At 37.8% G+C, this 25,188-nt stretch carries 23 protein-coding genes; 18 read left to right on the top strand and 5 right to left on the bottom strand.

The annotated features are described in order from the left end of the window. The first annotated feature begins 112 nt into the window (after positions 1-112). The 6 genes from IGL48_RS01940 to IGL48_RS01965 all read left to right on the top strand — a co-directional run bounded on the left by IGL48_RS01940 (position 113) and on the right by IGL48_RS01965 (position 6,153). Positions 113-709: a nitroreductase family protein gene (locus IGL48_RS01940; RefSeq protein WP_002355475.1), complete on the top strand. Its 597-nt coding sequence runs from the start codon at positions 113-115 to the stop codon at positions 707-709. Positions 710-751: 42 nt separating this feature from the next. After that, complete coding sequence (locus tag IGL48_RS01945; RefSeq protein ID WP_002358647.1) at positions 752-1,597, top strand: VOC family protein; 846 nt, start codon at positions 752-754, stop codon at positions 1,595-1,597. A gap of 128 nt (positions 1,598-1,725) precedes the next feature. Further along, positions 1,726-2,487 carry a DeoR/GlpR family DNA-binding transcription regulator gene (locus tag IGL48_RS01950; protein WP_010824391.1) on the top strand — a complete coding sequence of 254 codons (762 nt, stop codon included), beginning with the start codon at positions 1,726-1,728 and terminating at the stop codon, positions 2,485-2,487. 12 nt (positions 2,488-2,499) lie between these two features. Continuing rightward, positions 2,500-3,900 carry an aminopeptidase P family protein gene (locus tag IGL48_RS01955; protein ID WP_010822529.1) on the top strand — a complete coding sequence of 467 codons (1,401 nt, stop codon included), beginning with the start codon at positions 2,500-2,502 and terminating at the stop codon, positions 3,898-3,900. Positions 3,901-3,987: 87 nt separating this feature from the next. Further along, positions 3,988-4,638 carry a uracil-DNA glycosylase gene (locus IGL48_RS01960; protein WP_002355481.1) on the top strand — a complete coding sequence of 217 codons (651 nt, stop codon included), beginning with the start codon at positions 3,988-3,990 and terminating at the stop codon, positions 4,636-4,638. 174 nt (positions 4,639-4,812) lie between these two features. Beyond that, on the top strand, positions 4,813-6,153 hold the full coding sequence (locus IGL48_RS01965; protein ID WP_010777402.1) for an MATE family efflux transporter: 1,341 nt from the start codon (positions 4,813-4,815) through the stop codon (positions 6,151-6,153). A gap of 24 nt (positions 6,154-6,177) precedes the next feature. Here the strand turns inward: IGL48_RS01965 and IGL48_RS01970 are convergent, their stop codons facing one another. Continuing rightward, positions 6,178-8,004: a M3 family oligoendopeptidase gene (locus tag IGL48_RS01970; protein WP_025190670.1), complete on the bottom strand. Its 1,827-nt coding sequence runs from the start codon at positions 8,002-8,004 to the stop codon at positions 6,178-6,180. A gap of 127 nt (positions 8,005-8,131) precedes the next feature. Here IGL48_RS01970 and IGL48_RS01975 point away from each other — a divergent pair, with 127 nt between their 5' ends. The 3 genes from IGL48_RS01975 to IGL48_RS01985 all read left to right on the top strand — a co-directional run bounded on the left by IGL48_RS01975 (position 8,132) and on the right by IGL48_RS01985 (position 10,023). Then, entirely contained in the window at positions 8,132-8,641 is a 510-nt protein-coding gene (locus IGL48_RS01975; protein ID WP_002366143.1) for a VanZ family protein, read from the top strand. 130 nt (positions 8,642-8,771) lie between these two features. Further along, a complete protein-coding gene (locus IGL48_RS01980) occupies positions 8,772-9,500 on the top strand; it encodes a YebC/PmpR family DNA-binding transcriptional regulator (RefSeq protein ID WP_002361233.1) in 729 nt (242 codons plus the stop codon). 52 nt (positions 9,501-9,552) lie between these two features. Next, the gene (locus IGL48_RS01985) at positions 9,553-10,023 is read left to right on the top strand and encodes a C-GCAxxG-C-C family protein (protein WP_002384891.1); all 471 of its coding nucleotides are present in this window, start codon (positions 9,553-9,555) and stop codon (positions 10,021-10,023) included. A 75-nt stretch (positions 10,024-10,098) separates the two neighbouring features. Here IGL48_RS01985 and IGL48_RS01990 read toward each other — a convergent pair whose 3' ends face one another. Together IGL48_RS01990 and IGL48_RS01995 are read right to left on the bottom strand one after the other, a co-directional pair. Continuing rightward, entirely contained in the window at positions 10,099-10,272 is a 174-nt protein-coding gene (locus tag IGL48_RS01990; RefSeq protein WP_002355495.1) for a hypothetical protein, read from the bottom strand. A gap of 112 nt (positions 10,273-10,384) precedes the next feature. Then, positions 10,385-11,359 carry a ring-cleaving dioxygenase gene (locus IGL48_RS01995; protein ID WP_048949422.1) on the bottom strand — a complete coding sequence of 325 codons (975 nt, stop codon included), beginning with the start codon at positions 11,357-11,359 and terminating at the stop codon, positions 10,385-10,387. Positions 11,360-11,389: 30 nt separating this feature from the next. On the opposite strand from IGL48_RS01995, the gene IGL48_RS02000 reads away from it, so the two are divergent. Continuing rightward, positions 11,390-11,962, top strand: coding sequence for an alpha/beta hydrolase (locus IGL48_RS02000; protein WP_002358653.1), 573 nt, complete (start codon positions 11,390-11,392; stop codon positions 11,960-11,962). A gap of 141 nt (positions 11,963-12,103) precedes the next feature. Here IGL48_RS02000 and IGL48_RS02005 read toward each other — a convergent pair whose 3' ends face one another. Together IGL48_RS02005 and IGL48_RS02010 are read right to left on the bottom strand one after the other, a co-directional pair. Further along, a complete protein-coding gene (locus IGL48_RS02005) occupies positions 12,104-12,526 on the bottom strand; it encodes a cytidine deaminase family protein (protein ID WP_002364839.1) in 423 nt (140 codons plus the stop codon). Between the two features lie 128 nt (positions 12,527-12,654). Further along, on the bottom strand, positions 12,655-14,175 hold the full coding sequence (locus IGL48_RS02010) for a UDP-N-acetylmuramoyl-L-alanyl-D-glutamate--L-lysine ligase (protein WP_080120651.1): 1,521 nt from the start codon (positions 14,173-14,175) through the stop codon (positions 12,655-12,657). A gap of 203 nt (positions 14,176-14,378) precedes the next feature. Between IGL48_RS02010 and IGL48_RS02015 the strand changes: the two genes are divergently transcribed. The 8 genes from IGL48_RS02015 (at position 14,379) to csn2 (ending at position 25,136) form a co-directional block, all read left to right on the top strand. After that, positions 14,379-16,028: a putative polysaccharide biosynthesis protein gene (locus IGL48_RS02015; protein WP_002364837.1), complete on the top strand. Its 1,650-nt coding sequence runs from the start codon at positions 14,379-14,381 to the stop codon at positions 16,026-16,028. A 108-nt stretch (positions 16,029-16,136) separates the two neighbouring features. Beyond that, positions 16,137-16,871 (top strand): pseudouridine synthase, encoded by a 735-nt coding sequence (locus tag IGL48_RS02020; protein ID WP_010824393.1) that lies wholly within the window; start codon positions 16,137-16,139, stop codon positions 16,869-16,871. 133 nt (positions 16,872-17,004) lie between these two features. Beyond that, complete coding sequence (pepV, locus tag IGL48_RS02025; protein WP_010824394.1) at positions 17,005-18,420, top strand: dipeptidase PepV; 1,416 nt, start codon at positions 17,005-17,007, stop codon at positions 18,418-18,420. Positions 18,421-18,563: 143 nt separating this feature from the next. Then, positions 18,564-18,797, top strand: a complete 234-nt coding sequence (locus tag IGL48_RS02030) for a hypothetical protein (RefSeq protein WP_002355504.1) — start codon at positions 18,564-18,566, stop codon at positions 18,795-18,797. A 472-nt stretch (positions 18,798-19,269) separates the two neighbouring features. Continuing rightward, positions 19,270-23,283, top strand: a complete 4,014-nt coding sequence (gene cas9 / locus IGL48_RS02035; protein ID WP_202518390.1) for a type II CRISPR RNA-guided endonuclease Cas9 — start codon at positions 19,270-19,272, stop codon at positions 23,281-23,283. Further along, on the top strand, positions 23,284-24,150 hold the full coding sequence (gene cas1 / locus IGL48_RS02040) for a type II CRISPR-associated endonuclease Cas1 (RefSeq protein WP_002407325.1): 867 nt from the start codon (positions 23,284-23,286) through the stop codon (positions 24,148-24,150). Continuing rightward, on the top strand, positions 24,147-24,476 hold the full coding sequence (gene cas2 / locus IGL48_RS02045) for a CRISPR-associated endonuclease Cas2 (protein WP_010824396.1): 330 nt from the start codon (positions 24,147-24,149) through the stop codon (positions 24,474-24,476). Before cas1 ends, cas2 begins: the two co-directional genes overlap by 4 nt. Then, positions 24,477-25,136 carry a type II-A CRISPR-associated protein Csn2 gene (gene csn2 / locus IGL48_RS02050; protein ID WP_002364832.1) on the top strand — a complete coding sequence of 220 codons (660 nt, stop codon included), beginning with the start codon at positions 24,477-24,479 and terminating at the stop codon, positions 25,134-25,136. It abuts the gene before it with no gap. The last annotated feature ends 52 nt before the right edge of the window (positions 25,137-25,188 follow it).

Consider the following 25,188-nt stretch of genomic DNA (forward strand, 5'->3'; position numbering starts at 1 on the left):
ACTTACAAAAAGTAAGACAAAAAGCTTTACTTACTTTTAGTAAGGTAGTATAGTAAGCATGTAAACAAAATTAAATGAATTTACTGAGGAAATTCGAAAGGATGAACATATTATGTCAAAATTTACTGAAATGATGAAAAACCGTCGTTCAATCTATGCTTTAGGAGAAAACTTACCAATTTCAAAAGAAGAAGTAACTGCTTTAGTAAAAGAAGTTGTTAGAGAAAGTCCAACAGCTTTTAACTCTCAAACACAACGTGTTGTGTTCTTATTCGGCGATGCTCACAAAAAATTATGGGCAATGACTGAAGACGCCTTAAAACCATTAACTCCAGCAGAAGCATTTCCAAACACACAAGCTAAATTACAAGGTTTTGCAGCTGGTGCGGGCACAATTTTATTCTTTGAAGATACAGATATCGTGAAAAACTTACAAGATAGCTTCCCATTATATGCGGATAACTTCCCTGTTTGGTCTGAACAAGCAACTGGTTTAACACAAGCGAACGTTTGGACTGCCTTAGCGCAAGAAAATATCGGCGCAAACCTACAACACTACAATCCAGTTATTGACGAAGCGGTTGCTGCAGAATGGTCAATTCCTGCAAACTGGAATTTACGTGCACAAATGGTCATTGGTTCCATTGAAGCGCCAGCTGGCGAAAAAGAATACATGGAAGATAGTGCTCGTTTTAAAGAATTCAACTAAATCATTGCTTTAGTAAAACGAAGAGGAAAGGAGTGAAAGCAAATGGTTCAAGCATTACCAAGTAATATTGGGATTCAACAAGTCACTTTGAAAGTGGCTGATTTAGATAAAATGGTAAACTTTTATACGAAAACAATTGGCTTAAAACTTTTAAAACAAGGAGAGGGACGTGCTTGGCTAGCGCCACAAGGCACCAACGATGCAATTCTTGTCTTAAAAGAACTAACAGCTGGGGAAGAAAATCAGGGTACCACTGGCTTGTACCATATTGCTTTCCTGCTACCAACCCGCAAAGATTTAGGCAATATGTTGCTGTGGCTTTTGCAGGAAAATGTGCAAATTGGCGCAGCAGATCATGGCTATAGTGAAGCCCTTTACTTAAGTGATCCAGAAAATAATGGCATCGAAATTTATTGGGATAAACCAGAAGAAGTCTGGGATATTCGTCCAAATGGTGAAATTATCGGTGTGACAGAAGAATTAGACGGTGATAGTTTAGCTGCAGAAGCTGACGGTCACTGGCTAGGAATTTCCGAAGGTTCTAAAATTGGGCACATTCATTTGAAAGTGGCCGATTTAGATGCCACTGAAACGTTCTATAAAAACTTAGGGTTTGGCTTAAAGTCTAACTTTGGTCAACAAGCGAAGTTTTTTGCAGCGGGTCAGTACCATCATCATATTGGGACAAATACATGGAGCGGCAAACAGCTGCCAACGATTCAAGAAAATCAATTTGGCTTAGAAAATTACACCTTCCGTTTACCAACTGCGGCAGATTTAGAGATCGTCCAAGCCAATGCGGAAGAAGCAAAGTTACATTTTATTGCCAAAGATCATTTACTTGCGTTAGAAGATCCTAGCGGCATGATTATTCAATTTACCTATTAAAACCACTCTCAAACTAGCCCTTCGTTAGAAAATGAAGGACTAGTTTTTTTGTCTTGTTTGCATTATTTTGCATTTGTTTGCAAAATAATGCAAAAGGTGCTATCTTTACTTAGAAGAGGTGAGGAAGCATGTTGATTGAAGAACGTTTAGCCAAGATTCAAAAAATAGTGAATGAACAAAAAAGTATTTCCATGGAAGCGTTAGCGGAGCAAGTCTCCGTTTCAAAAGATACTATTCGACGAGATTTAATTCGTTTAGAAAAGGAAGGACATTTAAAGAGAACGCATGGTGGCGCTATCTCAGTGCAGTCTGAAGCAACTATTTACGATTATGCTCAACGAATAATGAAGCATTCAGAGAAAAAACAAGCGATTGCCCAAAAAGTTTGGGCAAATATTCCCAAACAAGCGTCCATTTTTTTTGATTCATCAACCACGGTGGAAGCAGCTATTCGAGCGATGGAAAATAGTCCGATTCACGCGATAACGAACTCTCTCAGTCATGCGCTACTTCTAGCGCAAATGGATCAGACAAAAATTACAGTATTACCTGGGCAACTGCATAAACAACAACTCTTTTTGTTTGGGGCAGAAACAGTCGCTAAGGTTGGGGAATTTGCCCCCGACTATACATTATTAGGTGTGTTTGCGTTATCTGAACAAGGATTATTTATTCACACAGAAGAAGAAGGTCAAGTCAAACGGCGAATGATTCAACAAGGCAAACAAGTCATTGCCTTAGCAGACCAAACGAAATTAAACAAAACGGGTTTATTTAAAATTTGCGAATTAACAGAAATTGATTGTTTAGTGACAGATACACGACCTGATGAAAAATTCTGTGAGCAGTTAGCGCAAGCAGGCGTAACGTTGATTGTCGCAGATGAATAATGGAGGATAATAATGAAGCGAAAAATTAATTATACACATATTGCTGAACCTACTGTTTTTGAGAATGTTTTTCCAACGTATTTGACGAATGAAACGATGATGGCGCGTAAGCAGAAAGTATTACAACGAATGGAAACAGAAAAATTCGATCAATTGGTCTTCTATGCAGACAAAGAGCATGGCAGTAATTTTGAATACTTAACTGGCTTTATTCCGAGGTTTGAAGAAGGACTCCTTGTGTTAAATAAGGATGGTGCGGCGACACTTATTTTAGGCAATGAAAATTTAAAACTGTGCCAACATGCCCGCATCTCAGCCGATTTAATTCATTATCCAGCTTTTTCGCTACCTAATCAACCAATGGCTGGAGAACAAAAGTTGTCGCAGATTTTTGAAACGCTTCTCGATGAAACTGCTCAAAAAATAGGTATCGTTGGGTGGAAAATGTTTACGACACAACAGCAAGAACCTGCTACTATGTTTGATGTGCCATATTTTATTGTCGAAGCACTGAAAAAAGCGCTGCCGAAAGAAGCTCGTTTACTAAATGGGACCCACTTATTGATTGGAGCAAAGGGGGCCCGCACAACAAATAATGCCAACGAATTGGCGCACTATGAATATGGGGCGAATTTGGCTTCTCGCAGTATGTTAAAGGCCTTAAATGCAATTGAAATAGGACAGCGTGAAACGGACATTGGGGCTTTGTTAAATGATGAAGGTCAAACGCCGACGGTAGTAACCATTGCGGCAACTGGTCAACGTTTTGAATATGCAAACATGTATCCGACTGCCAAAGAAATTCAGTTAGGTGATGCCTTATCATTAACTACAGGCTACAAAGGCGGCTTGTCTAGCCGAACAGGTTTTGTTATTGAAAACGAGCAGCAATTGCCAGAAGCGCAACGTGATTATTTAGAGCGCGTAGCAAAACCCTATTTTCAAGCTGTCGTTCACTGGCTTGAAACCATTCGAATCGGACTGTTAGGGCGAGAAATGTACCAAGCGATTGAAGAACAGTTACCAAAAGAAATCTATCACTGGCATTTGAATCCTGGGCATTTAGTTTCGGATGATGAATGGATGTCGTCGCCTATTTATCCAGATTCAGCCATTCGTTTGGAAAGTGGCATGCTCTTTCAAGTGGATATTATTCCTTCTGTACCTGGTTATACAGGGGTGAGTGCAGAAGAATGTGTGGCTTTGGCTGATGAAACACTGCAAAAAGAGATTCAGCAAACTTATCCAGACATGTGGCAACGGATTGCGACACGCAAAGCCTATTTAAAGGAGACATTAAAGATCGATTTACCATCGGAGGTTTTACCAATGTCTAATTTAGTTGGTTACTTACGGCCTTTTTATCTAGCTAAAGACAAAGCTTTGTGTGTAGAAAAACCAGCTCCTAAATGAGTAGGTCCCTTTTTTTGAGTTTCTTTTGGGTCCTATTTATAATCAATATAGCGAAGGAAGAACACCAGAAGAGAGGCGTGATGGCAAATGCACTATCCTGAACATCTGAAAAAAGCAGTTTTAGCTAAAGCGAAAGATTTACCATTAGAAGGTTTTGTGGAAGGGCAAGGCCCGCAACAGCCAAAAGTGATGCTGATTGGGGAAGCACCTGGAAAAGAAGAAATTAAAGAAAACGTACCATTTATAGGGCGTTCAGGTCAATTGTTGATGGAACAATTACAACAAGTTGGCTTAAGTCGTGAAACGGTGTATATCACCAGTGCGGTTAGGAGTCGGCCTTTTTCTGTAAAAACGAAGCAGATTGCAAAAACGGGAGAAAGAGTAACCAAGTTTCCTAATCGAACGCCAACCAAAGAAGAAATCAAAATTTTTGCGCCTTTGCTTGATTGGGAAATCGCTGTTTGCCAACCTGAACTAATTTTGACACTGGGGAATATTGGGTTGCAACGACTTTTAGGACCAAAACCAACAATCACTGCAGTGCACGGAACGGTCATTCAGTCGCCCATTCAAACATTTGATGAGCAATCCCAAAACTATCATTGGACGCAGAAAACCTATCAAATCATTCCACTCTTCCATCCAGCAGCTGTCTTTTATAATTATCGTTTAAAAGAAGTCGTGAAAGAAGATTGGCAAGTGGTTCAAAAACAACTGCAACTGCTTAAGAAAGTTTAAAATGAGAAAAATAGAAGGATGGTTGTTTTTTCGAAGAGAGAATGCTACCCTAGAAGTATCAATAAATAGACAGATTATTTAATCGCTGGGTTGAATAATTGAAGGATTCTGATTTTTGCGTAAGCCTTGAAGCAAAAAGAATGAGTCCTTTTTTTGTTAGAAGGAGATTTGGGTATGGAGCAAACACAGCAAAACCATTTTACTGCGTTGTTTTATAAAAATGTTCTGTTAGGAATTTTAAGTATGGCGGCGCAATCAATTTTTATTTTGGCGGACACATTTTTCATTGCAAATGGGATCGGCACCGAGGCGTTGGCGGGGCTTAACATTGTCTTACCACTCGTTAATATTATTAATGGATTAGGTTGGATGTTTGGCGTTGGCGGCGCTACGTTGTTTTCGACCACGGTTGCGCAAAAAGAAATCAAAAAAGCTAATCAGTATTTTAGTTTAACGATTGGGTTAGTTTTCGTTATAGGGAGTCTCTTTACTTTAGCGAGCTTGATTTTTTCCGATCAAATTATTCGGGGACTTCAGGGGACCGGTGTCTTGTTTGGTTTGGCAAAGGAATATTATATGATTTACCTTAGCTGTTCATTATTATTTATTTTAAACAATTGCCTGATTACTTTTTTAAGAAATGACCATAATCCTCGTTTGGCAACGATTGCTTTTGTCAGTGGGGGAATTGTCAATATTATTTTGGATTATGTCTTTATTTATCAATTTGGGTGGGGCATGGCAGGCGCGGCCATTGCAACGGTGATGTCACCGTTAACAAGCTTAATCCTGATTACGTTGCATAAGTGGTCGCCGCAACGAGTTTTACGTTTTGAAAAGTTTAAAGTGAAATTTCAGGATGTTCGAGAAATTATGTCGATTGGTTTTTCTTCCTTTTTAAATGAATTTTCTTCGGCCTTTGTCATGTTTTTATTTAATATTGTTTTGTTAAACTTAGTTGGTCATGTGGCGATTTCAGCTTATGCGATTGTTGCCAACCTCAATATTATTGTGATTGCCATTTTTACAGGGATTGGGCAAGGGGCGCAACCATTACTCAGCAGATATTATGGTTTAGGGGAAACGAAGGTGTTGCGTAAATTTGTTAAACTTAGCTTTATTACGTACTTGGTCGCCGGCTTCCTGTTCTTTTTAATCAGTCAAGTGTTTACGGGACAAATTATTGAGGTCTTTAATAGCGAAGGGAACGACCAGTTGGCGCAAATTGCTAGGACAGCCATCCGCTTATATGCGATTTCCTTCTTGTTTACAGGATTGAATTTTATGGGGATTTATTACTTTTCGGCAGTTCGTAAACCGAAAATGGCGCTAATGATTTCCTCTTTGCGTGGGTTCTTTTTAATTGTGCCAGTTTTATTTATTTTGGTGAAATTACTAGGATTAACCGGTGTTTGGCTAGCCATGCCCGTAGTTGAATTTGTTACGTTTGGACTAATGCTTGTGGGCTACTTTGCGTATCGAAACTATTTGAAAAAAAGAGAAGCAGTAACCTGATGTTGGTTACTGCTTCTTTTTTGCTTAGTTTACATAGCTTTCAGTTAAAGTCATGAATTGTTCCACATCTTTTAGGACTTGATCAATGCCGGCTTGCCAGAAATCAGGTTTTGTTAAGTCAACATTTAAATGTTTTTTCGCTAATTCTTCGCTTGTCATCGAAGCAGTGTCTCTTAATAACGCAATGTATTGGTCTTCAAAAGAGCTGCCTTGTTGATTGGCATACGCATAGATACCCATGCTGAATAGATAGCCAAAAGTATATGGGAAATTATAGAAAGGCACATCATCAATAAAGAAGTGCAATTTGCTCGCCCAGAAATGAGGATGATAACTGCCAAGACTATCTTTGTAGCTTTCTTTTTGCGCCGCTAACATTAATTCAGTAATATCTTCTTCCGCTACTAAACCTTTTTGGCGCGCTTGATAAAAATTATTTTCAAAGATAAAACGCGCATGAATGTTCATAAACATGGCAATGGCATTTTGCATTTTTGTGTCTAAAAGGTTAATCTTTTCAACGTCTGATTTGGCCTCTTTTAAGGTGGCGTCAGCAACAATCAATTCTGCAAAGGTACTAGCCGTTTCTGCTACGTTCATGGCATACTCTCGATTCAATGAAGGTAAATCCCACATCACGCTACTATGGAAAGCGTGACCTAATTCATGGGCTAAAGTAGCTACTTCGTTGATTGAATTGCCAAAGGTCATGAAAATCCGCGACTCTTGTGTTTCAGGTAATTCTGTACAATAACCCCCAGGACGTTTGCCTGGACGATCTTCAGCTTCAATCCAACTTTTTTCAAAAGCCATCTGGGCAAAATCAGCCATTTTTGGACTGAATTTACGGAAATTTTCTAAAATAAAGGCAGCGGCTTGATCAAAGGAATACGTTTTTTCTTCTAAATCACCTAAAATAATTGGTGCATCTTGGTCTTGCCAATCCATTTTTTCTTTGCCGAATAATTGCGCTTTGCGCGTTAGAAAGTCGACGAATGGTTGTTTATTTTTTTGGATGGTTTCCCACATAACCGTTAATGTTTCTTGACTCATTCGATTATAGTTTAAGGGATTTTCTAAATAATCTGTAGTGCCATGCAATTTGTAATCAGATAAACGGAACCCATCTAAGTGATTTAGGGTGTCTGCTAAAATTGAAGCTTTGCTACTCCAAGCTTTCTCCCAGGCTGTAAACAAACGTTGACGAACCTCTTTGTCAGGATCTCCCATCATGCGGTTAAAGGCTTGGCCTGCAGATAGTTCTGTCACAGAGCCATCTTTTTCTTCAAAAGGAATCACAATGGAAGCAACAATCGTATCGTAATGTGTACTCCAAGCATTTAAACCATCTAGAGAAAGCGTATTGATGATATTTTCTTCTTGTTCGGAAAGCAGTTTTTTTCCATCACGGCGTAATTCATTTAAGCGAAAAGCCATTGTTTTGAACGGTTCTTCGGCTAACAGGGCTTGCCAATGTTCTGCTGAAATCTCGGTGATTTTTTTAGTAAAAATGGTTTCAGCTAATTGAATCGCTGGCAACAGATTGTATAAATCGCCTGATAAAATTTTGGCCTTGGTATCATTAGTATTAGCAGAAATTAAAGCAGTTAAAAAACTATTACATTGTGAAAAGCCATTTGAGATTTTCCCTTGTAACGTTAAGATTTCAGCAAATTGTTCTTTGCCTTGGGCACTTTCTGGTGTCCATTCTGTGATTAATTGATGGTACTCTTTTGTCTGTTCGGTTAATTGAGTCATTCGTTGGCTAAGTTCTTTGGACTCGCTCCCATTGGGGAAAATACTGTCTAAATCCCATGTAATAGAATAGGTCATATCCAATCCTTCTTTCATTTTTTTCTTTTCAGTATATCATAAGACCTAAGAGAAGTTGTTTCTTTTTCCCTCGAAACCGACTATAATAAAAAAGAATTTTCCGTGGCAGGCACGGGGCAACTTGAAACCAAGAAAAGAGGATTATATGAAAAATTATTTGAAAGATAGTAATTTATATTTAGTCATTGCGTTTGTAATTATGGCCATTTTATTTTTCAGTTCATCACAGACGTATGAACAGCAATCACAAGTTGGTCTTTTAGATAAACTTCTGAGCAGTCATCCTTTTGAAGAACAATTAAAAAATATTTCTTTTCAATATGCTGGCAGTGAAGTGAGCATTCAAGCTAGTGGTTATAGTAAATTTGTTGAATTTTTTATTCGTAAGGGAGCCCATTTTGGTACGTATTTTCTATTAGGTGGTAGTTGGTTTATTGGATTAGTGCCAAGAATCAAAGGTCTGTTTTTAACAGCTGTTGTTTCCTGGCTAGCTGCTACTGGCTATGCAGGTTTAGATGAATTTCATCAAATGATCACAGGCGGAAGGACCCCTCTTTTTCAAGATGTTATGTTGGATGCCATGGGTGCTTTGACAGCCATCGTTATTTGTTTGGTGGTTCATGGTTTGAAGAAAAATAAAAAAAGAAGACGCTAATTTAGAAGAGCTTCGTTTATTCGTCAGAAAGATGGATAAGCGAGGGTCTTTTTTTGGTAGCGCTTGTTCCTAACTGAAAAGAAGAGTAGAATAAAGGAGAATAGTAACGAAAAGTCAGGAGGAATCAAGGATGTCAGGACACAGCAAATGGAGCAACATTCAAGGGCGTAAAAATGCGCAAGATGCCAAACGTGGGAAAATTTTCCAAAAAGTTTCAAGGGAAATCTATATGGCGGCAAAAGCAGGTGGCCCTGACCCCGCAATGAATCCTGCTTTACGTTTAGCAGTCGATAAAGCTAAGTCAGCCAATATGCCCAATGATAATATTGCGCGCGCCATAAAAAAAGCCAGTAGTGCTGGTGAAGGGGAACATTATGACGAGGTAACTTATGAAGGATACGGGCCAGGTGGCGTGGCAGTTTTAGTTCATGCACTAACAGATAACCGCAACCGAACGGCCACCAATGTTCGCGTCGCGTTTACTCGAAATGGTGGCTCTTTAGGTGAAACGGGTTCGGTGAATTATATGTTTGATCGTAAAGGCTATATTGTCATTAAGCGAGAAGATCATGCAATTGAGGAAGACGACATGTTAGAAGTCGTTTTGGAAGCAGGCGGCGAGGATTTAGAAACATCACCAGAAGTATTTGAAATTTACACAGCACCAGAAGATTTTACAGCGGTTCGCGATGCTTTAGAACAAGCAGGTTATTCATTAGCACAAGCTGAATTAACAATGGTTCCGCAAACCTTACTAACCTTGAACGATGAACAAAAAGCGCAATTAGAGCGCTTGGTTGACAAGTTAGAAGACGATGATGATGTGTCAGAAGTATTTACCTCTGCAGAAAATCTATAAAATAAAGGGATGCTTGGCGTCCTTTTATTCATAAAATGAAAGCGGATACAGAATGGAGGGCATTTTGAAAAAGAGAATTTGTTTACAAGCAATCAGGGAAGAAGCGGAAGCCTATTATCGTAACGGTGATTTTTATTGCTCGGAAGCGATTGTGGCGACCATTCGGCAACACTTTGATGCGGAGATTCCCATTGAAGCTGTGGCCATGGCTTCTGGGTTTCCTGTAGGTGTTGGAGGAGCGAAGTGTATTTGTGGTGCTCTTTCAGGCGGGGTTATGTGCCTGGGCTACTTTTTTGGTCGGACAGAAGCCAAAGGAGAACAAGTAAATAAAACGATGGCTTTAGCCAACGAATTGCATCAAAGTTTTCGACAAAAGCATCGAGTAGTTTGCTGCAGTATTTTGACAAGTAAAATGACGATGGGTTCACCTGAGCATATGGAACAATGCATTGGCTTTACTGGAGAAATCGCTGAAACAACCGCAAAAATTATTGCACGAGAACTTGCTTACGAATTAGTCTAGTAAAAAATGAGAGAGGAGCAACCAGATTCATTCACCTGAATCTGGTTGCTCCTCTCTCATTTAATGCGTAATCAATTAACCAAGTACTTTTTCATAAGCTTCCACTTGAGATAAGACACGTTGGAGCTGTAATTCATTTTCAATATAGTTGATTGAATTACCTAAATCTTCTTGGCGGTTTGTTTCTAAACGATCGACTTCTTTTTTTGCTTCGTTCAATAAGTGTAGAACTTCTTCCTTAGATAACATGTACTCACCTCCTTGCGCAGTTCATCTACTATTAGTGTACTCCTTTTTTTCAAAAAAGGGCAATAATAGGATATTAAAAAACAAAAATAGCGGTCCTAACCGCTATTTTTGTTTACTCATGGCGTTGTTGTGCTAAAATCGCTTCGATTCGTTCTCTTTGATCTGCCAAAAAGTGAGGCAAATAAAGGGGGATTTCATCAAAGTTTGAGCTTTGATTTTCATAGGCTTCGACATCTAGCAGGCCTTTTTGTGTGGCTACTTCAAATAATAAGTGGTTCGGTTCTCTAAAATACAATGATTTGAAAAATTCACGGTCTTTAATCCCTGAGTTTGTAAAATTCTTTTCATCCAACAGGCTGTCAACTTGCGTTAATTCTTGCGTATCTTCCACCCCAAAGGCGACGTGATGAACGCCACCAATTCCTTCAATGGCAAGCGGATTGGTACGGTCATCAATGATATGAACCTCTTGATAAAACTGTGGATGATGATTTTCCAGAACGGTTACTTCATGTGCAGTTTCAAAAAAAGGTACTGTTTCTTTTTCATGCCAATGTAAATAATCCACTAAAGGTTGTTTGGTAGCTGCGGCATATTGGACGCGTAATTGAATTGCATCAATGCCTAAAATTGCATGTTCTACTGGAATTTCAGCATGCTCAGCTGGAAAATAATCTTCCGCATTTTCAAATTCACGTAACGGAACAAGCGCCATTTGTGTATTATCGGGCGCTTCAAAACGCAAAATTGGGTGTTGGTTAAATGTTTCCACACCATAGTGGCAGATACCCGCTTGCTCAAGACGTTCTGCCCAAAAATCCAAAGAGGCGCGCGTTGGTACTTTTAAAATAGTTCGTTCAATTGTATTTGTCCCAAAGGATTGATCTTGGCCATCATTCAATTCAAAAAAAGTTAATTCGGTACCTGTTCGTTGCTCATTATCTGAGAAAAACAAGTGATACATGGTGTGGTCATCTTGGTTGATCGTTTTCATTAGTAATTTTAATCCCAGTGTATTATGATAGAAGTCAAATGTAGGCTTTATCAATCGATTTAAAATAGAGATGTGATGAATTTGTGCATACATAGTAAAATTCCTTTCTTGGAGGTTTATTAAATGAAACAATTTTTTCAAAAAGGGTCGAAACCTAATCAATTAGTTGTCGCTTTCCATGGTACTGGTGGCAATGAATATCAATTATTAACGACCATCGCAACCCTTTATCCAGAAGCGAGTGTTCTAAGTTACTTAGGGACAGAAGGTGTAGGCGAACAGCGACGCTTTTTTGCGCCATTAGTCAATGGAGCATTACCTCGTGCTAACTTTGATGAGCGAGTGACGGCGTTTCTAGAAGAAGTTTGGCAACCGCAAAAGTTATACGATGAAGTTATTTTTATAGGGTACTCTAACGGTGCCAATTTTATTTTAGGCCTGTTAGAAAAGAACCCGACTATTGCTAACACTGTTATTTTACTGCATCCAAGCAATTTAGGCTATCAATATGTATCTGGTGAGTTTGCGACAAAAGTGATTGTCACAACAGGGGCTCAGGATGAGTTGAGTATTCCGGGACAAGTTCTTTCTTTAGCTAATCAATTAAAGAAACATTTCCCGGTCGACTTTTTGCTCGTTGATGGCGGTCATGGCTTATCAGAAGAAGAAGTAACGAAAATAAAAGAAGTTCTTTAAAAAACAAGCTGCAACCTTTGCTGATAAGTGGTTGCAGCTTGTTTTTTTCATGTGTGTAACTAAAAATGAATGCCAGTAATTGATAATAGAGAGGACTACAAAATTAACATCTTATTATCTTGAAATAGCTAATTTTATTCTTTAGTCATTAGTATAACGTGACCAACCCCACCACTTAGGCATTAACTCTTTTAACCGAACTATTTCTCGTTTTTGATAATCAACTAAGATTTCTGTATCAGCATTTTTAGGAGAAAGCTGGAGCAATAATTCTCTACAAGCACCACAAGGCATACCAGAAATTCCATTAGGAACATCGTCCCGAAAAGTAATAATTCGTTTAATCACTGTCTGTCCACTATCGGCATACATATTCAAAGCGGCAACTCGTTCTGCACATAAATCTAGAACACCACAACAGCTTTCAAAACAAAAGCCGGTAAATAATTGTCCATCTTCTGCCTCTAGGGCACAGACGACATGGTGTGTGTAAATAAATGGTGTTACTTCTTGAGGATGGTATTCTTTCTTTGCGTATTCATACATTTTTTTCCAAATATCCATGAATAAATTCTCCTTTATTTTTAGTTAGAATTATTATAGCAAATGTTCACACACAAAGAATAAAAAATAGAAGCATAAGAATGGATCATACTGAGATAGTAAGTGATAATCCTTATGCTTCTAAAAAATTATTTGTCAATAATCATTTTCGCAAGGGCAAAGTCTCCTGCGTAAGGTTCATCTACGCCGTTTACTTTTTGATAAAGGTCGGCACCTTTACCAGCTAAGACAATCGCATCATCAGCCGTTGTGCTTAAAGATAATGCGTGAGCAATTGCTTCGCCACGATCTAAAACGGTGTAAACAGGCATTTCTTTGGTAATATGGGCTTGAATTTCTTGGCAAATTTTTGCTGGATCTTCACTGGCTGGGTCATCGGTTGTTAGGACTGCAACATCAGCCAATTCAGAAAGAACCCTACCAAAGTCTTTGCGGCGAGAAATCGCTTTGTCTCCCGTGCTACCGACAAGAACAATTAAGCGGCCGTCAGGATGTTCTTCACGGACAAAGGTTAAAAGATTCTTCAAACTGTCATAGTTATGAGCGTAATCAACATAGACGGTTGCACCATTGGTATTCGTTAAAGATTCCATCCGGCCAGGGACGGTGGTTGCTGCGATCCCTTGTTGACACTCTTCTTTTGAAGCTCCCACAAGGACACTAGCAATCGCCGCACTTAACGCATTACCTTTGTTAAAATCACCACCTAAACGAAGGTGATAAGAGCCGGCCAATCCTAACGCATCTGCAGGACTTTCAACGATAAAACGTAAGGAATCCTCTGAAGAAACAGCGAATGAATAGTCAACTTCTGAAGCTGGCTGACTGCCATAGACAATGGCAGGGACTTTTTGCTGTTGTGCAGTTTCTTTAAGTAATGGAAAATAATCAGCTTCGTGATTCAACACAATGACTTTAGAATGTGTAATCAATTGACGTTTGCAATAAAAGTAATCGTCAAAGGTTGGATGTTCAATTGGACTGATATGGTCGGGGGTAATGTTTAAAAAAATGCCGACATCAAAAAATAACTTGTAGACACGATTAGTTTTGTAGGCTTGGGAAGAAACTTCCATAATAAAATGAGTCATCCCGTTAGCAACAGCGGTTGCCATCATTCGATACAAGTCCAAAGATTCGGGTGTAGTCAAGGCAGATTTAAAGAATGTTTTGCCATCTAATGTCGAATTCATGGTAGAAAGCAAGGCTGTTTTTTGTTGTGTAGCAACATCTAAAATATATTTGGTGAAATAAGCCGCTGTTGTTTTACCTTTGGTTCCAGTAAAGCCAATCAGTTTTAATTTATTTTGTGGATAATCATAAAAAGCCATGCTTAACACAGCCATTGCTTTTTTAATGTCAGTCACGATAATTCCTAGTTGCGCCGGAACCTCATAAGGCACCTCAGAAACATAGATTTCTAGGCCGTCTTTTACAGCATTTTCTAAATAGATTTCTTTAAAGTTTAATCCTTTACAAAAAAAGAGTGTTTCTGCTGTTACGTCTCTCGAATCGTAAGAAAGAGCCGTTACTTCTCGTTGACCTAACGTGTCGGAAAGGGTCAAGTGCCAGCCTTCTGGTGAAATAAATTCTTTTAATAGATCTTCTTTTTCTAAGCAATCGCGAATTGCGAATAATGAAATCGTCACTTTTTTTGCCTCCAAACGTTTCAACGAAATTTCAAAACTGATGTCATTATAGCATTATTTTTCTTTTAAAAAAACCATCTCGTTAGCGTGAGAAAATCCATGAGAAATGTTAAAATAGGATAATTCTTCGAGAAAGTCGTTGCATATCCCAAGATGAACAATTAAAATAAAGAAAGCATACTCAAAGAATATTGGAGGACAAAATGATCAATCAACCAAATTCAGTTGATCAACCAATCCTGACGAACCAAGAAAAAATGGTCAAAGGCTCAGCTTGGATGACAGCTAGTAATATTATCTCCCGCATGTTAGGGGCGATTTACATCATCCCCTGGTACGCTTGGATGGGCGAGCACGGAAACGAAGCGAACAGTTTGTTTTCAATGGGGTATACGATTTATGCCTTATTCCTAATGATCTCTACCGCCGGAATTCCAGGTGCGATTGCCAAGCAGACCTCGCATTATAATTCATTGAACGAATATAAAATTAGTCGACAGCTTTTTTATCGTGCCTTACAACTAATGGGTGGCTTAGGTGTGGTTTTTGCTATTGTGATGTATTTGGCATCTCCGGCATTAGCAGCTTTGTCTGGCGGAGGGCCTGAATTAGTTCCAACGATGCGTTCATTAAGTTTAGCCGTTTTAGTTTTCCCAAGCATGAGTGTCATTCGCGGTTATTTCCAAGGAAATCAAGAAATGATGCCCTTTGCTTTATCACAAATTGTTGAACAAGTAGCACGAGTTTTTTACATGTTATTAACTGCTTTTATTATCATGAAAGTCTTTGAAGGTAATTACGTTACAGCGGTGACCCAAGCCACTTTTGCGGCATTTATTGGGATGCTCGCAAGTTTTGCGGTTTTAGGTTATTACATGTACAAACAAAAACCATTATTTGATTATTTAGAAGAACACAGCGCCAATGAACATGAAATTGCTCCAAAAGAGTTATTGATTGAAACTTTTAAAGAGGCGATTCCTTTTATCGTAGTTGGCTCAGGGGTAACGGTCTTTAAACTTGTCGATCAGTTTACTTTCTCAAACTTTATGCGTTTGTTTACGGATTATTCAGATACCCAATTACGAGAGCTTTTCGGTATTTTTAATGCCAATCCGGACAAATTAACCATGATTGTCGTGGCTTTAGCAACTTCGATTTCGGCTACTGGATTACCGTTGATTACAGAAGCGGTCACCTTAAAAAATCACCGTGAGTTAGCGCGTTTGATTAGTAATAATTTACAACTTTTTGTGTTTGTAATGTTGCCAGCAACGTTTGGTATGATTGTTTTAGCGCAACCACTATACACTGTTTTTTACATGCCAGATGCTTTAGGCACTTCTTTATTAGTGCAAGCTTGTTACGCTAGTTTATTCTTGGGCTTGTATATGTTAGTGTCAAATATGTTAATGGGGATGTATGAAAATCGTGACGCAATGCGTTATTTAGGAATTGGTTTAGCAGTGAAATTAATCGTGCAATTCCCAGCAATCCGTTTATTTGAAGTTTACGGTCCGTTATTAGCAACGATGATTGGCTTTACGGTTTCTTGCGTATTGATTCTAAGAAGAATTCGTCAAGTGACACGTTTTAATTACAAATTAACCTTACGGCGAACATTGTTAATGTTCTGTATTACAGTCATCATGATGATTATCGCTTTGATTTTCCGTCAGTTCTTGTATCTATTTTTAGATCCAACTAGACGTTTCCAAGCCTTCATTATCGTTGTAATTGTGGCTGCTGCAGGAGGCGCTTTTTATGGCTATTCGGTCTTGAAGATTCGCTTAGCTGATCGTTTATTAGGGAAAAATGCCGCAAAATTACGTGCAAAATTCAATATTAAATAATAGCTGATTGAACTCCTTTCAGCAGATTCTCTTAAGAGACAAGGCTTGAGACATCGATCGATTCGATTTATGTCCCAAGCTATTTTTTTAAAGGAAAGAGGAATGACGATGCGTTTAGATAAATTTTTAGCCGATGTTGGTATCGGTAGTCGTAAAGAAATCAAACAATTGTTAAAGAAAAAAGTCGTTACGGTGAATGGTGACGTCGTAAAAGAAGCCAAAACACAAGTAAATGAAGAAACAGATCAAATTGCCTTGATGGGAGAAATTCTTACGTATCAGAAATTCTTTTATTACATGTTGCATAAACCACAAGGTGTCATTTCTGCGACGGAAGATCAGCGAGATGAAACGGTAATTGACTTGTTAACTGATCAGGATTACCGTGCCGACTTGTTCCCAGTTGGTCGCTTGGATAAAGATACCGAAGGCTTGCTTCTATTAACAAATGATGGCCAGTTAGCGCATCAATTATTATCGCCTAAAAAGCATGTGGATAAAGAATATTTAGCTGAAGTTGAGGGACTTGTGACAGCGGAAGATTGTCAACTGTTTGCGCAAGGATTTGCCTTGAAAGATGGAGAAATGGTTAAACCAAGTCGTTTAGTCATTGAGACGATCAATGAGGAAGAAGGGACTTCCGTAGTCCGTTTAGTGATTCAAGAGGGGAAATTTCATCAAGTCAAACGGATGTTAGCCACTGTAGGCAAACCTGTGACGTATTTAAAACGATTACGAATGGGCGAACTATGGTTAGATGAAACGTTAGAACTAGGGGAATATCGGCCCTTAACAGAAGACGAATTGCAACAACTACAACCTAAACAATCATACCTCAATTAAAATAAACAAAAACCCAGCACTTTCTGCGGAAAAGATAAAAATTTTCTCGAAAAATAGTGTCGGGTTTCTTTCTTTTTCTGCATAAAATGGTATGATTGACTATGTAGAACTTTATGAATAGGAGTGACAACAAATGACAATTGATTGGACAAAAGAAGTCGAAGTACGTAAAGACGACTTATTAGAAGATTTACAAAACTTATTACGGATCAACAGTGAACGTGATGATGCACAAGCAACACCTGAAGCGCCCTTTGGACCTGGACCAGTTGCTGGCTTAAAACACATGTTAGCGTATGGTGAACGTGATGGCTTTACGGTGAAAAATGTCGACAATTACGCTGGACACATTGAATATGGTGAAGGCGACGAAACGTTAGGGATTTTTGGTCATATGGACGTTGTTCCTGCTGGTGATGGTTGGGAAACAGATCCTTATGAACCAGTCATTAAAGATGGCAAAATTTATGCACGTGGCGCAAGCGATGATAAAGGCCCAAGTATGGCTGCTTATTACGCAATGAAAATTATCAAAGAATTAGGCTTACCCGTGTCTAAAAAAATTCGTTTCGTAGTAGGAAGTGACGAAGAAAGCGGCTGGGGCGATATGGATTACTATTTCCAACATGAAGAAGCGCCAGACTTTGGTTTCTCACCAGATGCTGAGTTCCCAATTATCAATGGGGAAAAAGGAAATGTGACTATTCGTTTAACTTTCCGAGGCGGTAACGGCGCTGATTATAAATTAGAAAGCTTCAAATCTGGTTTACGTGAAAACATGGTTCCGGGAACAGCAGATGCTGTTGTAACGGCTGCTTCAGCAGACGAAGCGGCTTCACTAGCTGCTAGCTTTGAAACATTCATCAAACAAGAAGCAAAAATTTCAGGTAACGCAGAACTTTCAGATAAAACAGTGACTTTCCATGTAGTTGGTAAAGGTGCTCACGGTGCTAGCCCACAATCTGGAATTAACGCAGCGACTTTCTTGGCAACTTTCTTAAATGATTACAGCTTTGCAGAAGGCGCATACAGCTTTATTAATACCATTGCTGAATTTATCCATGAAGATTTTTATGGCGAAAAATTAGGTGTGGCTTTTGAAGACGAAAAAATGGGTAAATTGACAATGAACGCTGGGATTGTTAACTTTGATCCAGAAAATCCTGAAAATAGCTTAGTAACATTAAACTTCCGCTATCCAAAAGGAACTTCAGCAGAAGAATTACAAGCAAAAGTTCAAGCAACAGTCGGTGAAACGGTCACTGCAACACAAGGAGATCGCAACCAAGAACCGCATTATGTACCAGTTGATGATCCATTGGTGGCAACGTTACTACAAGTTTATGAAGACCATACAGGCGAAAAAGGCCAAGAACAAATCATTGGTGGCGGTACTTATGGCCGCTTATTAAAACGTGGTGTTGCCTATGGCGCAATGTTCCCTGGCTACACAGACACAATGCACCAAGCCAACGAATTTATGGAATTAGATGACTTATTCCGAGCAGCTGCTATTTATGCAGATGCGATTTATCGTTTAGCGAAGTAAAGTAAAAAAGCTGTTTTCGATTTTCGAAAACAGCTTTTTTTGCAATTTTTGCCTTTTAAAAACCCAAAATCAGAACCGCCAATTTACTGAAAATTTCTTGCAAATCAAGGGATCCCACGATACGATAAATAGGAGAAAAGGCAATGAGTGAAACACTTATTGTTAACTATTTAATCAAAGGACGTGTGAAGATGAACGTAGAAGAATTAGTTCAAAAAGCAAAAGATTTAATTGGAGAAGGCAACGTGGAACATGCGCAACAATTCATTGAAGAACATAAAGATGAATTAGGCGAACACTATCATAAAATTACAGCGATGTTAGCTGATACAACGACAGATGGTTTGTTTGATAAAATTAAAGGATTGTTTCAATAGTCGTAATTAAAAAGGCAAAACACAGTTAACCACGCACTGTGTTTTGCCTTTTTTGCCGTGTAAAGTTTGACAACATCAACAAATAGTAAAAGATATTACCATACAATAAATACAGATTCGTTATTTTAAGAAAAGTAAAGGAATTAAGGTAAGAGATTCTTAATTAGATAATGTTATTTTTGTTATATATATAATTCTATTAGTTTACAAAAACTATAAATACCCCTTTTTTTAAGAAAATAAGAATGGTAAACTTTAAGTAGCGGTATTCAGTTTGATTAATTTGGAAGCGATTACTTTCTGGCTGTAAACAAAAAAAGCGCCGAAACAGCGCCACTTTACAGTTGATTACGGTTAAAACCTTATTTTAACTTGCTATGTTGTTTAGAATAGTCCCAAAAGAACTTAACTAAATTATAGCATAGAATAAAAATCATTCAAGTAGTAATTTAAAAAAAGGAGTGGAAATAAAATGAAGAAAGACTACGTTATCGGTTTGGATATAGGGAGTAATTCTGTCGGTTGGGCAGTTATGACAGAAGACTATCAGTTGGTGAAGAAAAAAATGCCTATTTATGGAAACACTGAAAAAAAGAAAATCAAGAAAAATTTTTGGGGTGTGCGTTTATTTGAAGAAGGGCATACAGCCGAAGATCGCCGATTAAAAAGAACAGCACGACGAAGAATTAGTCGTCGACGGAATCGTTTACGCTACTTACAAGCTTTTTTTGAAGAAGCGATGACAGATTTGGATGAAAACTTTTTTGCTCGTTTACAAGAGAGTTTTTTAGTGCCTGAAGATAAGAAGTGGCACAGACATCCGATTTTTGCTAAGTTGGAAGATGAAGTAGCTTACCATGAAACGTATCCGACAATCTACCATTTACGCAAAAAATTAGCAGATTCATCTGAGCAAGCAGATTTACGACTAATTTATTTGGCGTTGGCCCATATTGTCAAATATCGTGGACATTTTTTAATTGAAGGAAAACTAAGTACAGAAAATACTTCTGTTAAAGACCAATTTCAACAATTTATGGTCATTTATAACCAAACCTTTGTGAATGGGGAGAGTCGCTTAGTTAGTGCGCCTTTACCTGAATCTGTCTTGATTGAGGAAGAGTTAACTGAAAAAGCTTCTCGGACTAAAAAATCTGAAAAAGTCTTACAACAATTTCCTCAAGAAAAAGCTAATGGCTTATTTGGTCAGTTCTTAAAGCTAATGGTAGGGAATAAAGCTGACTTTAAAAAAGTTTTTGGTTTGGAAGAAGAAGCCAAAATAACTTACGCTAGTGAAAGCTATGAAGAAGATTTAGAAGGCATTTTAGCAAAGGTTGGGGATGAATATAGTGACGTGTTTTTAGCTGCTAAAAATGTGTACGATGCAGTTGAATTATCAACGATTTTAGCAGATTCGGATAAAAAAAGTCACGCGAAATTATCTTCTAGCATGATTGTCCGTTTTACAGAACATCAAGAAGATTTAAAAAATTTCAAACGATTTATTCGTGAAAATTGTCCAGACGAATATGATAATCTCTTTAAAAATGAACAGAAAGACGGCTATGCAGGCTATATTACACACGCAGGTAAGGTTTCACAGCTTAAATTTTACCAGTATGTTAAGAAAATCATTCAAGATATTGCTGGAGCAGAATATTTTTTAGAAAAAATTGCTCAAGAAAACTTTTTAAGAAAGCAACGGACCTTTGATAATGGGGTGATTCCTCATCAAATTCATTTGGCTGAGTTACAAGCAATCATTCATCGTCAAGCGGCCTATTATCCATTTTTAAAAGAAAATCAAGAAAAAATTGAACAACTGGTTACATTTCGAATTCCTTATTATGTCGGACCATTATCAAAAGGAGATGCAAGTACCTTCGCTTGGTTAAAACGTCAAAGTGAGGAACCAATTCGTCCTTGGAACCTTCAAGAAACCGTTGATTTGGACCAATCAGCGACAGCCTTTATTGAACGAATGACCAATTTTGATACGTATTTACCTTCTGAAAAAGTTTTACCGAAACATAGTTTGTTATATGAAAAGTTTATGGTATTTAATGAATTGACCAAGATTTCTTATACGGATGATCGAGGAATCAAAGCCAATTTTTCAGGTAAGGAAAAAGAAAAAATCTTTGACTATCTGTTTAAGACGCGTCGAAAAGTTAAGAAAAAGGATATAATTCAATTCTATCGAAACGAATATAATACGGAGATTGTCACGCTTAGTGGACTTGAAGAAGACCAATTTAATGCTAGTTTTAGCACGTATCAGGATTTACTGAAATGTGGTTTGACAAGAGCAGAATTAGACCACCCAGATAATGCCGAAAAATTGGAAGATATCATAAAAATTTTAACTATTTTTGAAGATCGGCAACGAATTCGGACGCAACTTTCCACATTCAAAGGGCAGTTCTCAGCAGAAGTACTAAAAAAATTAGAACGCAAGCACTACACTGGCTGGGGAAGATTGTCGAAGAAATTAATCAATGGTATCTACGATAAAGAATCGGGTAAAACAATTTTGGACTATTTAATTAAAGATGACGGGGTCTCAAAACACTATAATCGCAATTTTATGCAACTGATTAATGATTCACAATTATCTTTTAAAAATGCGATTCAAAAAGCACAGTCCAGTGAACATGAAGAAACATTAAGTGAAACTGTCAATGAATTAGCTGGTAGCCCAGCAATAAAAAAAGGAATTTATCAAAGTTTAAAAATTGTCGATGAACTAGTCGCGATTATGGGTTATGCGCCCAAGCGGATTGTTGTCGAAATGGCACGTGAAAATCAAACGACTAGCACTGGCAAGAGAAGATCTATCCAACGCTTGAAAATAGTTGAAAAAGCAATGGCCGAAATCGGCAGCAATTTATTAAAAGAACAACCAACGACTAATGAACAGTTACGAGATACCCGTCTTTTCCTTTACTATATGCAAAATGGTAAAGATATGTACACGGGAGATGAATTATCGCTTCATCGTTTATCTCACTATGATATTGATCATATTATCCCACAAAGTTTTATGAAAGACGATTCATTGGATAACCTAGTTTTAGTGGGCTCTACTGAAAATCGAGGGAAATCTGATGACGTCCCAAGTAAGAAAGTTGTTAAGGATATGAAAGCTTATTGGGAGAAATTATATGCTGCTGGCTTAATTAGTCAACGGAAATTCCAACGTCTGACCAAGGGGGAGCAAGGTGGCTTGACTCTCGAAGACAAAGCGCATTTTATCCAACGGCAATTAGTAGAAACTCGTCAAATTACTAAAAATGTTGCGGGAATCCTAAATCAACGCTACAATGCTAATTCAAAAGAGAAAAAAGTCCAAATCATCACCTTGAAAGCTAGTTTAACGAGCCAATTTCGTTCGATTTTTGGCTTGTATAAAGTTCGTGAAGTGAATGATTATCACCATGGACAAGATGCTTATTTAAACTGTGTGGTCGCAACCACGTTATTAAAAGTTTATCCTAATTTAGCACCAGAATTTGTTTACGGAGAATATCCTAAGTTCCAGACCTTTAAAGAAAATAAAGCCACGGCGAAGGCTATAATTTATACAAATTTGCTGCGCTTTTTCACGGAAGATGAACCACGGTTCACGAAGGATGGCGAAATTCTTTGGAGTAACAGTTATTTAAAAACTATCAAAAAAGAATTAAATTACCATCAAATGAATATTGTCAAAAAAGTAGAAGTGCAAAAAGGCGGTTTTTCAAAAGAGTCGATTAAACCCAAAGGACCATCGAATAAATTGATTCCTGTCAAAAATGGTTTGGATCCCCAAAAATATGGCGGTTTTGATAGTCCTGTAGTTGCTTATACAGTGCTATTCACGCATGAAAAAGGTAAAAAACCTCTTATTAAACAGGAGATACTGGGCATTACGATTATGGAAAAAACAAGGTTTGAACAAAATCCTATTCTTTTTTTAGAGGAGAAAGGCTTCCTGCGGCCTCGTGTATTAATGAAATTGCCTAAGTATACACTGTATGAATTTCCAGAGGGGCGCCGGCGCTTATTAGCCAGCGCTAAAGAAGCGCAAAAAGGGAACCAGATGGTTTTACCCGAACATTTACTTACATTACTGTACCATGCGAAACAATGTTTGTTACCAAATCAATCAGAAAGTTTGGCTTATGTAGAACAACATCAACCAGAATTTCAAGAGATTTTAGAGAGAGTGGTTGACTTTGCTGAAGTGCATACATTAGCCAAGTCAAAAGTCCAGCAAATTGTGAAACTTTTTGAAGCAAATCAAACAGCAGATGTGAAAGAGATTGCGGCATCCTTTATCCAACTTATGCAGTTTAATGCGATGGGCGCACCAAGTACGTTTAAATTTTTCCAAAAAGATATTGAGCGAGCACGCTACACGTCAATCAAAGAAATTTTTGATGCCACTATCATTTACCAATCGACTACGGGCCTGTATGAAACACGCAGAAAGGTTGTCGACTAGATGGGCTGGCGAACGGTAGTGGTTAACAAGCATTCAAAATTATCCTATAAAAACAATCATCTTGTTTTTAAAGCCATTGATCACCAAGAATTAATTCATTTGTCTGAGATTGATGTTTTGTTGTTGGAAACAACGGACATTTCGTTAACCACGATGCTATTAAAACGATTAATTGATGAAAAAATATTAGTGTTATTTTGCGATGATAAGCGTTTGCCAATTGGTAAAATTTTGCCCTTTTATGGACGGCATGATAGTAGCTTGCAATTGACACGTCAGTTGGCTTGGACGGAAGAACGAAAAAGTCAAGTTTGGACAGCGATCATTGCACAAAAAATCACCAATCAGAGTTTACACTTAGCGCAACGAGACTATGGCCAAAAGGCTGCTGCTTTGTTAGCTATGCGTGCTGAATTACGTCTGTTTGATCCAGCCAATCGAGAAGGTCATGCAGCTCGAAGTTACTTTAATACTCTCTTCGGCAATGATTTTACACGTGAACAAGAAAATGACATTAATGCTGGTTTAAACTATGGTTATACGTTGTTATTAAGTATTTTTGCTCGAGAGTTAGTCCAGACAGGTTGTTTTACACAACTAGGACTAAAACATGCCAACCAATTTAATGACTTTAACTTAGCAAGTGATCTTATGGAGCCTTTTCGTCCATTGGTAGATCAAATCATTTATGAGAATAGAAAAGAAGCCTTTCCGATAATGAAACGTAAGTTATTTGCTTTGTTTATGAATACGTATATGTACAAGAAAAAACAAATGTTTTTAACCAATATTGCTACCGATTATACAAAACATGTAGTAAAAGTTCTGAATCAAGAGGAGGAAGGAGTTCCAGAGTTTGGGATATGAGTTATCGATATATGCGTCTATTATTAATGTTTGATATGCCAACGGACACAGCCAGTGACCGGAAAGCGTATCGGAAGTTCCGGAAATTTTTGATTAATGAAGGATTTATTATGCATCAATTTTCGGTTTACAGCAAAATTTTGTTGAATGATACTGCTAATAAAGCAATGTTGGTTCGCTTAAAGCAGAATAATCCGCAAAGAGGACTAATTACACTATTAAATGTAACAGAAAAACAATTTTCTCGAATGATTTATTTACATGGAGAACAAGACAATCGAGTTGCTAATTCAGATGAACGGATTGTCTTTTTAGGAGAAGAATAGATGAGAGTTAATTTTTCTTTATTGGAAGAACCCATTGAAATTGAAAAAGCCACCTTTTTAACGATTAAAGACGTTCAAACCTTTGCCCATCTAGTGAAGTTAATTTATCAATATGATGGGGAAAATGAGTTGAAACTATTTGATGCGCAACAAAAAGGGCTGAAACCAACGGAATTATTTGTTGTTACGGATATTTTAGGCTATGACGTTAATTCGGCTGCCACGCTGAAATTAATCTATGGGGATTTAGAAGCACAATTAAATGATAAACCAGAAGTCAAATCAATGATTGAGAAGTTAACTGGAACAATTAGTCAATTAATTGGCTATGAATTGTTGGAACATGAAATGGATTTGGAAGAAGATGGCATCACTGTGCAGGAACTTTTCAAAGCTCTTGGAATCAAAATCGAAACAACGAGTGATACGATTTTTGAAAAAGTTATGGAAATTACACAAGTACATCGTTATTTATCAAAGAAAAAATTATTGATTTTTATTAATGCGTGTACGTATTTGACAGAGGATGAAGTGCAACAAGTGGTAGAATATATCTCTTTAAATAATGTGGATGTCCTGTTTTTAGAACAAAGGGTGGTCCAGAACAGATTCCAATATATTTTGGACGAAAACTTTTATTTGAGTTATGAAAAAGCTTAAATTGTTATTGATTAGTGGTTCATTCTAAACTGAAATCTAGCTATGGATAAGT

The organism is Enterococcus sp. DIV1090, assembly GCF_050537975.1.
GTDB lineage: Bacteria > Bacillota > Bacilli > Lactobacillales > Enterococcaceae > Enterococcus > Enterococcus faecalis.